The organism is Streptomyces sp. NPDC002265 (assembly GCF_040296125.1).
Lineage (GTDB): Bacteria > Actinomycetota > Actinomycetes > Streptomycetales > Streptomycetaceae > Streptomyces.
Genome location: NZ_JBEOWS010000288.1, coordinates 1 through 12,637 on the forward strand (window position 1 = coordinate 1; position 12,637 = coordinate 12,637).

The 12,637-nt window shown below is 72.8% G+C and carries 8 protein-coding genes; 7 read left to right on the top strand and 1 reads right to left on the bottom strand.

Translation table 11 applies throughout. The features are described 5' to 3' along the window. Positions 1-17: 17 nt before the first annotated feature. The 5 genes from ABT085_RS35060 (at position 18) to ABT085_RS35080 (ending at position 7,580) form a co-directional block, all read left to right on the top strand. Positions 18-1,799, top strand: a complete 1,782-nt coding sequence (locus ABT085_RS35060) for an ABC transporter ATP-binding protein (RefSeq protein ID WP_351617389.1) — start codon at positions 18-20, stop codon at positions 1,797-1,799. A 311-nt stretch (positions 1,800-2,110) separates the two neighbouring features. Then, positions 2,111-4,159, top strand: a complete 2,049-nt coding sequence (locus ABT085_RS35065; RefSeq protein ID WP_351617371.1) for a M4 family metallopeptidase — start codon at positions 2,111-2,113, stop codon at positions 4,157-4,159. Positions 4,160-4,457: 298 nt separating this feature from the next. Beyond that, positions 4,458-6,128 carry a M4 family metallopeptidase gene (locus tag ABT085_RS35070; RefSeq protein ID WP_351617373.1) on the top strand — a complete coding sequence of 557 codons (1,671 nt, stop codon included), beginning with the start codon at positions 4,458-4,460 and terminating at the stop codon, positions 6,126-6,128. A 71-nt stretch (positions 6,129-6,199) separates the two neighbouring features. Beyond that, complete coding sequence (locus ABT085_RS35075) at positions 6,200-6,712, top strand: DUF1990 domain-containing protein (RefSeq protein ID WP_351617376.1); 513 nt, start codon at positions 6,200-6,202, stop codon at positions 6,710-6,712. A 136-nt stretch (positions 6,713-6,848) separates the two neighbouring features. Further along, positions 6,849-7,580, top strand: a complete 732-nt coding sequence (locus ABT085_RS35080; RefSeq protein ID WP_351617379.1) for a thioredoxin domain-containing protein — start codon at positions 6,849-6,851, stop codon at positions 7,578-7,580. A gap of 30 nt (positions 7,581-7,610) precedes the next feature. Here the strand turns inward: ABT085_RS35080 and ABT085_RS35085 are convergent, their stop codons facing one another. Then, the gene (locus ABT085_RS35085) at positions 7,611-10,229 is read right to left on the bottom strand and encodes a glycosyltransferase family 1 protein (protein WP_351617381.1); all 2,619 of its coding nucleotides are present in this window, start codon (positions 10,227-10,229) and stop codon (positions 7,611-7,613) included. A 283-nt stretch (positions 10,230-10,512) separates the two neighbouring features. Here ABT085_RS35085 and ABT085_RS35090 point away from each other — a divergent pair, with 283 nt between their 5' ends. Further along, complete coding sequence (locus ABT085_RS35090) at positions 10,513-11,715, top strand: S8 family peptidase (RefSeq protein ID WP_351617384.1); 1,203 nt, start codon at positions 10,513-10,515, stop codon at positions 11,713-11,715. A 267-nt stretch (positions 11,716-11,982) separates the two neighbouring features. Further along, a partial coding sequence (locus tag ABT085_RS35095; protein WP_351617386.1) for a maltotransferase domain-containing protein occupies positions 11,983-12,637 on the top strand: 655 nt, incomplete at its 3' end.

Here is a 12,637-nt window from a genome sequence, read left to right on the forward strand (position 1 = left end):
GAGGGCCGGTCAGGGGTGTGCGGGGGCGGCGAGTTCGGGCTCGCCGGGAAGGTCGGCAGAGACGGCCGGTACGGCGGGCCGCGGTACGGCTGGTGCGGGCCGACGGGCGGGGGTTCGGGGCCGTGCTGGCGCTGAACGCGGCGGCCGCCGCGGTCGGGCTGGCCGGGCCCTGGCTGCTGGGGCGGATCATCGACACGGTGCGGGCCGGGGGCGGGGTCGCGGCCGTGGACCGGCTCGCGGCAGGCATCGTGCTGTGCGCGCTCGGGCAGCTGGTGCTGGCGCGCTGGGCCCGGTACGCGGGACACCGGTTCGGCGAGCGGACGCTGGCGCGGGTGCGCGAGGAGTTCGTCGACCGGGCGCTGGCGCTGCCCGCGTCCGTGGTGGAGCGGGCCGGCACCGGCGATCTGACGGCGCGCGGCACGGCGGACGTGACGACCGTCGGCACCACCCTGCGCGACGCCGGGCCCGAGCTGCTGATCAGCTCCGTGCAGGCGCTGTTCCTGCTGGGCGCGGTCTTCGCGCTCGACCCGGTGCTCGGCATGGTCGGACTGGGCTGCCTGGCCCCGATCGGGGTGGCGCTGCGCTGGTATCTGCGCCGGGCGCGGGAGGGCTATCTGGCGGAGGGCGCGGCCGGTTCGCAGGTCGCCGAGATCCTCGGGGCGACCGCCTCCGGGGCGCGTACCGTCGAGGCGTTCCACCTCGGCGGGCGGCGGATCGCGGCGAGCCGCGAGGCGCTGGAGGTCTCCCGGCGCAGACGGCTGTACACGCTGTTCCTGCGGACGGTGTTCTTCCCGGCGGTGGAGACGTCGTACGTACTGCCGGTGGCCGGGGTGCTGCTGGCCGGCGGGGTGCTGCACGGCCACGGAGGGGTGAGCCTGGGCGCGGTGGTGGCGGGCGCGCTGTATCTGAAGCAGCTCGGCACGCCGCTGGACGAGGTCCTCATGCGGGTGGAGCAGCTCCAGAGCAGCGGGGCGTCGTTCGCGCGGGTGGAGGGGCTGGCGCGGGCCGCGCGCCCGGACGCCGCCGAGCGGTACGCGCTGCCCTCGGACGACCGCATCGACGTGACCGGCGTGCGGTACGCCTACGACCGCGGCGGCGAGGTACTGCGCGGCGTCGATCTGACCGTGCGGCCCGGGGAGCGGCTGGCGGTGGTCGGCCCGTCCGGTGCCGGCAAGACCACGCTGAGCCGGCTGCTGGCGGGCGTCGACGCGCCGAGCGCCGGTGCGGTGACGGTGGGCGGGGTGCCGGTCGCGGAGCTCGGGCCGGAGCGGCTGCGGCGCCAGGTCGTGCTCGTCACCCAGGAGCACCATGTCTTCCTCGGCACGGTCCGCGACAATCTGCGGATCGCCGAACCGTCCGCCGGGGACGCGCAGTTGTGGGCCGCGCTGGCGACGGTCGGCGCCGAGGCCTGGGTGCGCGCGCTGCCCGGCGGCCTGGACACCGAGCTCGGCGAGGGCGGCCTGGCCACCGACGGCTCCCAGGCGCAGCAACTCGCCCTGGCGCGGGTGGTGCTGGCCGATCCGCACACGCTCATCCTCGACGAGGCCACCGCGCTGCTGGACCCGACGACCGCCCGGCACACCGAGCGGGCCCTGGCCGCGGTGCTGCGCGGCCGTACGGTCATCGCCATCGCGCACCGGCTGCACACCGCGCACGACGCCGACCGGGTGGCCGTGATGGAGGACGGCCGCCTCACCGAACTCGGCACGCACGAGGAGCTGGTGGCGGCGGGCGGGGCGTACGCGGCGCTGTGGCGGACCTGGCACGGCGACCCGGCGGACGGTGCCGTTCCGGCCTGAGGTCCCGGCTGCCCAACCAATGGTCCGTATATCGAACACGAACTCCCGGACAACGGACCTTTTCCGGCCAACTTCCTGACACGCTCCTGACAGACAGTCAATCTCCTGCGACGCTGCACACAGCCCGCACACAGCAACCCCACAGGTTCGCGGCTGTCTCCGGGCTCCAGGTCCCAGGCACCTGGTTCCGCGTACCGCCCAGTTCTGCGTACCGCCTTGTTCCACGCACCGCCTTGTTCTGCCCGGACGGCCGACCAGCCGTCCGGTCTCCCCTGGCCGCGTGATCCGCGGCCGTGCAGAAGGAGTCCGTGTTGAGCAGCAGTTCCTCTCGCAGACGCACCTCCCACACCTCGTACCGCAAAACCGCCGCCGTCGCCCTCGTCGGCGTCTCGGCGCTGATCGCCGCCGCCGTGCAGTCCGGCGCCGCGGCCGCCGCCCCCGACCGGGCGCCGTCGGCGTCCGGCGCGGTCCGGCCGGGTGCTGAAACGGTTCGCCTCTCGCCCGCCCAGCGCGCCGCGCTGATCCGCGAGGCCGACGCCGCCAAGGCGGACACCGCCAGGCAGCTGGGTCTGGGCGCCAAGGAGAAGCTCGTCGTCCGGGACGTCCTCAAGGACGCCGACGGCACGCTCCACACCCGCTACGAGCGGACCTACGACGGCCTTCCGGTGCTCGGCGGCGACCTGGTCGTCGACACCACCGCGTCCGGTGCCACCGCGTCCGTCACCAAGGCAACCCGGGCCGCCGTCGAGGTCGCCTCGCTCACCGCCGCCGTCCCCGCCGCGCAGGCCCAACGGCAGGCCCTGTCCCTCGCGAAGGACGCGGGCGCCGCGCGGGCCACCGCCGACCGGGCGCCGCGCAAGGTCGTATGGGCCGCGAGCGGCACCCCGGTCCTCGCCTACGAGACGGTCGTCGGCGGTCTCCAGGAGGACGGCACCCCCAACCAGCTGCACGTCATCACCGACGCTGCCACCGGCAAGAAGCTCTTCGAGTACCAGGGCATCGAGACCGGCACCGGCAACACGATGTACAGCGGGACGGTCACGCTCGGCAGCGCGCAGTCGGGGTCGACGTACAACCTGACGGACACCGCCCGCGGCAACCACAAGACGTACAACCTCAACCACGGCACCTCCGGCACCGGCACCCTCTTCTCGGGCTCCGACGACACCTGGGGCAACGGCAGCGCCTCCAACCTGGAGACCGCCGCCGCCGACGCGCACTACGGGGCGGCGGTGACCTGGGACTACTACAAGAACGTGCACGGGCGTTCCGGCATCCGCGGGGACGGGGTGGGCGCGTACTCCCGGGTCCACTACGGCAACAACTACGTCAACGCGTTCTGGGACGACAGCTGCTTCTGCATGACCTACGGCGACGGCTCGGGCAACACCCACCCGCTCACCGCCATCGACGTGGCCGGCCACGAGATGAGCCACGGCGTCACCTCCAACACCGCGGGCCTGAACTACTCGGGCGAGTCCGGCGGCCTGAACGAGGCCACCTCCGACATCTTCGGCACGGCGGTCGAGTTCTACGCGGCGAACTCCTCCGACGTCGGCGACTACCTCATCGGCGAGAAGATCAACATCAACGGCGACGGCACCCCGCTGCGCTACATGGACAAGCCCAGCAAGGACGGCGCGTCCAAGGACAGCTGGTACTCCGGCATCGGCTCGGTCGACGTGCACTACTCCTCGGGCCCCGCGAACCACTTCTTCTACCTGCTGAGCGAGGGCAGCGGCGCCAAGGTCATCAACGGCGTCAGCTACAACTCGCCCACCTCCGACGGGCTTCCGGTCACCGGCATCGGCCGCGACAAGGCGGAGAAGATCTGGTTCCGCGCGCTCACCACGAAGTTCACCTCGACCACCAACTACGCGGCGGCCCGCACCGGCACGCTGGCGGCGGCGGGCGACCTGTACGGTACGACGAGCGCCGAGTACAAGGCGGTGCAGGACGCCTGGGCGGCCGTCGCGGTCGGCTCGCGCTCGGGTGGCGGCGGCGGTGGCGGCACGTCCTTCGAGAACACCGCCGACGTATCGATTCCGGACAACGGAGCGGCCGTCACGTCGTCGATCACGGTCTCCGGACGGACCGGCAACGCCCCCTCGAACCTCCAGGTCTCGGTCGACATCGTGCACACCTGGCGCGGTGACCTGGTGATCGACCTGGTGGCCCCGGACGGGTCGGCGTACCGCCTGAAGAACTTCAGCTCCTCCGACTCGGCGGACAACGTGAACGCCACCTACACGGTGAACGCGTCCTCCGAGGTCGCCAACGGTACGTGGAAGCTGAAGGTCCAGGACCAGGCGGCCCAGGACACCGGCTACATCAACAGCTGGAAGCTCACCTTCCCGTAGGCCGCGGGCCGCACCCGGCACCCGCTGACAGGGCGCCGCCCCGGTGGTTCGACTCCCCGGGGCGGCGCCCGCTTTTTGCCATGTACATGCGCGGACCTGGTTGGTCCATTACCGAGGTCAAGTCCGTTTACATTCCCGCAACGTTCACCCGGTAGTCGACTTTCGGTCAACATCACCTTGAGGTCCTGACATGTACGCGCCCTTGATGCGAGGCTTCCCCCAACCGCCGTAGCACAGCAACTTCACATCACCCGGGCAGTACCCCACCCTGCCCGGACTCCCCCACCAAGGAGCTTGCGTGAGCCCCCTCTACGCGCGTCACAAGCGCACCACCCTGGCCATCGCCACTGCGGTCGCGGCCGGCGCCCTGCTCACCACCGGTCTCGCCGGCGGCACCGCCGTCGCCCAGTCCCCGGCGGACTCCACCAAGGCGGCACCGCTCGCTGCGGCCCCCCTCCAGCTGTCCTCGTCCGCCCGCAGCACGCTGATCCAGCAGCAGCAGGCCGACGCGCCCGAGACCGCCACCGCGATAGGCCTCGGCACCCAGGAGAAGCTGGTCGTCAAGGACGTCGTCAAGGACGTCGACGGCACGGTGCACACCCGCTACGAGCGCACCTACGCGGGCCTGCCGGTGCTCGGCGGCGACCTGATCGTCCACCAGTCGGCCTCCGGCGCGACCGAGGGCGTGACCAAGGGCCTCAAGACCAACTTCAAGGTCGCCTCCGTCAAGCCGCAGATCGCCGCCGCCACGGCGGAGAAGCAGGCGCTGACCGCTGCGCAGGCGGCCGGCTCGGCGAAGACCGCGGCGGACGCCGCGCCCCGCAAGGTGATCTGGGCGGGCTCCGGCACCCCGGTCCTCGCCTACGAGACGGTCGTCGGCGGCCTCCAGGACGACGGCACCCCCAACCAGCTGCACGTCATCACCGACGCGGCCACCGGCAAGAAGCTCTTCGAGTACCAGGGCATCGAGACCGCGTCGACCGGCACCGGCAAGACGCTGTACTCCGGCACCGTCAGCCTGACCACCAACCTGTCGGGCTCGACGTACCAGCTGTACGACACCACGCGCGGCGGCCACAAGACGTACAACCTGGCCCACGGCACCTCCGGCACCGGCACGCTGTTCACCGACGCGGACAACGTCTGGGGCACCGGCGCCGCCTCCAGCTCCTCCACCGACCAGACCGCGGCCGCCGACGCCGCCTACGGCGCCCAGGAGACCTGGGACTTCTACAAGAACACCTTCGGCCGCAACGGCATCAAGAACAACGGTGTCGGCGCCTACTCCCGGGTCCACTACAGCAGCGGCTACGTCAACGCCTTCTGGGACGACAGCTGCTTCTGCATGACCTACGGCGACGGCTCCAGCAACACCCACCCGCTGACCTCGCTGGACGTGGCCGGCCACGAGATGAGCCACGGCGTCACCTCCAACACCGCGGGCCTGAACTACTCGGGCGAGTCCGGCGGCCTGAACGAGGCCACCTCCGACATCTTCGGCACGGGTGTGGAGTTCTACGCGGCGAACTCCTCCGACGTCGGTGACTACCTCATCGGCGAGAAGATCAACATCAACGGCGACGGCACCCCGCTGCGCTACATGGACAAGCCCAGCAAGGACGGCGGCTCGGCGGACTACTGGTCCTCCTCGGTCGGCAGCAAGGACGTGCACTACTCGTCCGGTGTCGCGAACCACTTCTTCTACCTGCTGAGCGAGGGCAGCGGCGCCAAGACCATCAACGGCGTCTCCTACAACTCGCCCACCTACAACGGCTCGACGGTCACCGGCATCGGCCGGGCCGCGGCGCTCCAGATCTGGTACAAGGCGCTGACGACGTACATGACGTCGACGACGAAGTACTCGGGCGCCCGTACGGCGACCCTGTCGGCCGCGTCCGCGCTGTACGGCTCCAGCAGCACCCAGTACGCTGCGGTCGCGGCGGCCTGGACCGCGGTCAACGTCAGCTGACCGCACGGCAGTCGACAGGGCGGTACCCCGGGACTCCGACGTCCCGGGGTACCGCCCTACCCTTGCTTCCCATGTCCTTCACGTACGCGGACGTCGGCGCGACCCGCGAGCACGCCGGTTTCTGTCCCCCCGGCTTCCACCCCCTGCACATACGCACCCGGCTCGGCGAGGGCGAGGCACTCTTCCGCCGGGCCGCCGAAGCCGTCCTCACCTGGGAGATGCACCGCGCGCTCGGCGTCGGCGTCACCACGAAGGCCGACCGGGCCGAGCCCGGCGCGGACGTCACCATCACCCTGGCCGGCCTGATCAAGGCCCCCTGCCGGGTGGTCTGGACGGTCGAGGAGCACCGCCGGGCCGGCTGGGCCTACGGCACGCTGCCCGGTCACCCCGAGTGCGGCGAGGAGTCCTTCGTCGTCCACCGCACCGGCGACGGCACGGTCTGGTTCACCGTCTCCGCCTTCAGCCGCCCGGCCAAGTGGTACGCCCGGGCCGGCGGCGCGGCCACCCGGACCCTGCAGCACGCCTACGCGCGGCGCTGCGGGACGGTGCTGCGCCGCCTGTGCGCACCGCACGACGAGGCCTGAACCTCCCGCGCCCGCGCGGGCGGGCCCGCCGGTCCCGCCCCGGAAGGGACAAAGGGCCCTTCCGGGGAGATAGCGCGCCCTTCTAGTGTCGAGAGTGGCTCCACCGGTCCACTCCCCCACGTGACAAGGGACGCCCATGCCCGTCAAGACCTCACGCCGCGCCCTGGTGACCGGTGCCGCGGCCACCGCGCTCGCACTCACCGCCGGTGTCGGCATCGGGCTCGGCGCCGACGGCGGCTCCGCGGGGAGTGCCGCGCGGGCGGCGCCGCTCGCCGTCCCGGCGCACACCACCGGGGCCGACGGCACGGTGGTCACGTACGGGAGGGCGAGCGCCCCCGTCACCGTGAGCGTCTACGAGGACATGCGCTGCCCCTACTGCGCGAGCTTCGAGCGCGACCTGGGCCCGGCCCTCACCTCCCTCGCCGACTCCGGCAGGGTGAAGATCGAGTTCCATATGGCCACCTTCCTGGACGAGCGCCTCGACGGAAAGGGCTCCCGGACCGCGCTCGGGGCGCTCGGCGCGGCCCTGAACGAAAGCCCCGCCCTGTTCAAGCAGTTCCACACCGCGCTGTACGCCGCCCAGCCGCGGGAGGAGACCACGGACACCTTCGGCAGCAGCGCCGAACTGCTGAAGATCGCCGGCAAGGTGCCCGGTCTGCGCACGCACGCCTTCAACAAGGCCGTCAAGGAAGGCACCTACCTCGCCTGGGCCGGCAAGGTCGGCGAGGCCTTCTACGACAGCGACGTCACCGGCACCCCGGCGGTGAAGGCCGACGGCCGGGACATCACGGTGCTCGACGGCGACGGCAGGCCCGTCGACGCCCGGAAGTTCACCGGGGAGATCGAGGCCGCCGCCGCACGGCGGTGACGCCCGGCCTCCCCGGTGTCCGGCGCCGGCCTACCGCATCAGCACCCCCGCACCCGCGCCCGGTTCCTCCGAGGGCACCGCCACCACGCCGAGCTCCGCGCCGGAGGCGAGCAGCCGGTGGGCCGGCAGGATGCGGACCGTGTAGCCGTAGGGCCCGGTGCGGTCCAGGGACAGCGGACCCTCGTAGACCCAGCGCCCCTCCAGGTCGGGGCCGCCCGTCGGCTTCAGCGGGACCGTCGCCGCGTCGGTGATGCGGTCCTCGGAGTCCACCCGGCCGGAGACAGCCTGCACCTCGACGTCGTCGATGCCGAGGCCGCCGAGGCCGACCCGGACCCGCAGGACCAGGGTGGTGCCGAGTTCGGCGCTGGCCGTGGCGGTGGCCGTCTCCACATGGTCGACGCTCACCCCGTGCCAGGCGGCGCGCACCCGGGTCTTCCAGGCGGCGAGCTCACCGGCGGCGGCCGGGGTCATCGCGCGGTGCGCGTGCGCGGCCGGGGTGTAGAGGCGCTCGACGTACTCGCGGACCATGCGCCCGGCCAGCACCTTCGGGCCGAGCAGGGCGAGGGTCTCGCGGACCATCTCGATCCAGCGGTCGGGCAGACCGTGCTGGCCCCGCTCGTAGAACCGCGGTGCCACCCGCTGTTCCAGGAGCTCGTAGAGCGCGGCCGCCTCGATGTCGTCGCGGTGGTCGGGGTCCATGCCGGAGCCGTCCGCCGTGGGGATCGCCCAGCCGAAGTCCGGCTGGAACCATTCGTCCCACCAGCCGTCCAGCACGGAGAGATTGAGACAGCCGTTGAGGGCCGCCTTCATCCCGGAGGTGCCGCAGGCCTCCAGCGGGCGCAGCGGGTTGTTGAGCCAGATGTCGCAGCCCGGGTAGAGCTTCTGCGCCATCGCCATGCCGTAGTCGGGGAGGAAGACGATGCGGTGGCGCACCCGCGGGTCGTCGGCGAAGCGCACCAGTTCCTGCACCAGCCGCTTGCCGCCGTCGTCCGCCGGGTGCGCCTTGCCCGCGACCACGATCTGGATCGGGTGCTCGGGGTGCAGCAGCAGGTCCATCAGCCGGTCGCGGTCGCGCAGCATCAGCGTCAGCCGCTTGTACGAGGGAACCCGGCGGGCGAAGCCGATGGTCAGCACGTCCGGGTCGAGGACCCCGTCGATCCAGCCCAGTTCGGCCGCACCGGCGCCGCGCTGGCGCCAGGAGGCGTGCAGCCGTCGCCGCACCTCCACCACCAGCTGTTCGCGCAGGTCCCGGCGCAGGTCCCAGACCTCCTGGTCGGAGATGCCGCGCACCGCGTCCCAGCGGTCCGAGCCGCCGATCGTCAGCGCGTCCTCGGCGCGCTGGGCGCCGATCTCGCGGGCGCCGAGCCGCAGCACCTCCGGGGCCACCCAGGTCGGGGCGTGCACGCCGTTGGTGACGGAGGTGATCGGCACCTCCTCGGCGTCGAATCCCGGCCACAGTCCGGCGAACATCTCCCGGCTGACCTGGCCGTGCAGCAGCGACACGCCGTTGGCGCGCTGGGCCAGGCGCAGCCCCATCACGGCCATGTTGAACAGGTTGGGCTCGCCGCCGGGGTAGCTCTCCATGCCGAGCCGCAGGACGCGTTCGACGTCGATGTGCGGGAGTTCGGCCTCGGGGCCGAAGTGGCGGGCGACCAGCTCGCGGTCGAAGCGGTCGATGCCGGCCGGGACGGGCGTGTGGGTGGTGAAGACGGTGCCCGCGCGGACCGCCTCCAGGGCCGCGTCGAACTCCAGCCCCCGCTCGCCCAGCTCCGCGATGCGCTCCAGACCGAGGAAGCCCGCGTGGCCCTCGTTGGTGTGGAACACCTCCGGCTCGGGGTGGCCGGTCAGCCGGCAGTACGTGCGTACCGCCCGGACACCTCCTATACCCAGCAGCATCTCCTGGAGCAGCCGGTGCTCGCTGCCGCCGCCGTAGAGCCGGTCGGTCACGCCGCGTTCGCCGAGGTCGTTCTCCTCGACGTCCGAGTCGAGCATCAGCAGCGGCACCCGGCCGACCTGTGCCAGCCAGATCCGGGCGCGCAGCGAGCGGCCGCCGGGCAGCGCGAGGGAGACCTGCGCCGGGGTGCCGTCGGCCTCCTTCAGCTGGACGACCGGCAGCTCGTTGGGGTCGAGGACGGGGTAGTGCTCCTGCTGCCAGCCGTCCCGGGAGAGGCTCTGGCGGAAGTAGCCGTGCCGGTAGAGCAGCCCGACCCCGATGAGCGGCACCCCGAGGTCGCTGGCCGCCTTGAGATGGTCGCCGGCCAGGATGCCGAGGCCGCCGGAGTACTGGGGCAGGGCGGCCGTGATGCCGAACTCGGGGGAGAAGTAGGCGACGGCGGCCGGTAGTTCGGCGGACTGCGCCTGGTACCAGCGGACGCCGGTCACATAGTCGTTGAGGTCCCCGGCGGCCGCGTCGAGGCGGCGCAGGAAGCGGCGGTCGCCCGCCAGTTCGGTGAGCCTCGCGGGCGGCACGCTGCCCAGCAGGCGTACCGGGTCACCGCCGGAGGCGGCCCAGCACTCGGGGTCGACGGACTGGAAGAGGTCGCGGGTCTCCGCATGCCAGGACCAGCGCAGATTGCGGGCCAGATCGCTGAGCGGCCGGAGGGAGTCGGGGAGAACGGGACGGACGGTGAATCGACGGATCGCCTTCACATTCCACCTCGGCGCATGTCGCTGTGCGGACGCACGGCGGTGTGCGTCTCGTCGTCAGTCGACGGTACCGGCGTCGGTGGCGCCGCCGCTGGGAGCTTCGCCCGCAGACCCCCCGTTCGGCCGGAACCGGCACCTCCCGGCCCATATGGCCGATTCCACCGCCATAGGCCTTCTTGTGGTGCTTCACGTGGCACGGAAAGCTGCCAGTGGCGGACCGGCCGGCGCCGGGGCACCTCGGCGCCGCGGCCGTCGTACACCCGAGTCGAGGAGGGGAACTCGGACCATGGCACGGACGCGCAAACGGCGTCTGCGCTGGGCGGCGGGCCTGACCGCGGTCACCACGGCCGCGGTGCTCTCGGCCACCACGCTGCCCGCGCACGCCGTACCGGAGGGCCGGATACTCGGCGCCGGCGATCCCGGCTCCGTCGGCGGAAGTTACCTGGTGGTGCTGAAGGGGGACACCCGAGCCCCGTCGACCGCCGGCCGGGAGCTGGCCGAGCGGTACGGGGTGAGAATCAGCCACACCTACGGCACGGTGGTGAACGGCTACGCCGTACGGGCCGACGAGAGACAGGCGCGCCGCCTGGCGGCGGACTCCCGGGTCGCCTCGGTCGCCCAGGACACCCGGGTGGGCCTGGAGGGCACCCAGAAGAACCCGCCGTCCTGGGGCCTGGACCGCCTGGACCGGCCGGGCCGGGTGCTGGACCGGAGTTTCACCGCGCCGGACTCGGCGGGCGCCGGGGTGACGGTGTACGTCATCGACACCGGGGTGCGCATCACCCACCGGGACTTCGGCGGACGCGCCGCCTATGGCTGGGACTTCGTCGACGGCGACGCCACGGCCGCCGACGGCAACGGCCACGGCACGCACATCGCGGGCATCGCCGCCGGTGCCTCGTACGGCGTGGCCAAGAAGGCGGACGTGGTCGCCGTACGCGTGCTCGACGACAGGGGGGCGGGCACCACGGCCCGGGTCATCGCGGGCATCGACTGGGTCACCCGGCACGCGCACAAGCCCGCGGTGGCCAACCTCAGTCTGGGCGGTGTGCACAACGCCCAGCTCGACGCGGCCGTCCGCGCCTCCATCGCCTCGGGCGTCACGTACACGGTCGCGGCGGGCAACGACTCGCTCGCGGCCGCCCTGTACTCGCCCGCGGACGTGCCGGAGGCCGTCACGGTCGGCGCGACCGACCGCAACGACGCGCGGGCGCCGTTCTCCAACTACGGTTCGGCCCTCGACCTGTTCGCGCCGGGGGTGTCGATCACCTCGGCGTCCCGTACCGGCGACACCGCCGCCGCGACGTACTCCGGTACGTCGATGGCGGCGCCGCACGCGGCGGGCGCGGCCGCGCTCTATCTGGCCGGCCGTCCGCGGGCGACGCCCGCCCAGGTGGCCGCGGCGCTGGTCGCGCGGGCCGCGCAGGGCCGGGTGTCCGACCGGGGGGCCGGCTCGCCGGACCGGATCCTCCAGGTGCCACCGGGGTGACGGCAGAGTCCGGAACCGATCTTCGCAGAGTCCCGGGCCGGTGGTGGCGCAGTCCCGGCACCGGCCCCGTTCCCCGCGAACGGGGCCGGACTTGTGTGTAGACATACGCGTGAGTAGTTACCAAAGTGCCGGATTGCCCACTCGAATAGGGTGGGAAGGCTTTCCCGGTACGCCCTCGGGTACACCACGCAGGTGGACCCCCGGGTTCGCAGGACCCACCTCCCCACAGCCATCCGCCCACCCACGTTGACGCGGACAGGAGCGGTCATGCCCGCCACGCACCACTCGTCACCACCCCCGACCCCCCGTACCGGCGCACCCCCCGGTCGCACCGCAACGGCCGGGCCGCCGGCCCCGGAGCCACCCTCCGCGGGCGAGGCCACCGCCGTCGGGCGCATACCCGTTCTGGACGTCCGTCCGCTGGTCCGGCTCGGCCGCAGGCCCGCCAAGGCCGTGACCGGCGAGCCCTTCGAGATCTCGGCCACCGTGTTCCGCGAGGGCCACGACGCCGTCGCCGCCAACGTCGTACTGAGGGATCCCCAGGGCCGCCCCGGCCCCTGGACCCCGATGCGTGAACTCGCCCCGGGCACCGACCGCTGGGGGGCCACCGTCACCGCGGACGCACCCGGCCACTGGACCTTCACGGTGGAGGCGTGGGGGGATCCGGTCGCCACCTGGCGGCACCTCGCGCGCATCAAGATCCCGGCCGGCCTGGACACGGATCTGGTCCTGGAGGAGGGCGCGCGGCTGTACGAGCGGGCGCGGGCCGAGGTGCCGAAGTCCACCGGGCAGCGGTCGGTCCTGCGGGCCGCCGTGGCCGCCCTGCGCGACGACTCGCTGCCGGTGGCGGCGCGGCTGGCGGCGGCGCTGACGCCGGAGGTGGACGAGGTCCTGGCCCGCCATCCGCTGCGTGAACTGGTCA

What these genes read in the sequence shown, in the direction of transcription:
- ABT085_RS35090 (WP_351617384.1), top strand. Translation starts at nt 10,513, where the DNA reads ATGGCACGGACGCGCAAACGGCGTCTGCGCTGGGCGGCGGGCCTGACC.
- ABT085_RS35080 (WP_351617379.1), top strand. Translation starts at nt 6,849, where the DNA reads ATGCCCGTCAAGACCTCACGCCGCGCCCTGGTGACCGGTGCCGCGGCC.
- ABT085_RS35075 (WP_351617376.1), top strand. Translation starts at nt 6,200, where the DNA reads ATGTCCTTCACGTACGCGGACGTCGGCGCGACCCGCGAGCACGCCGGT.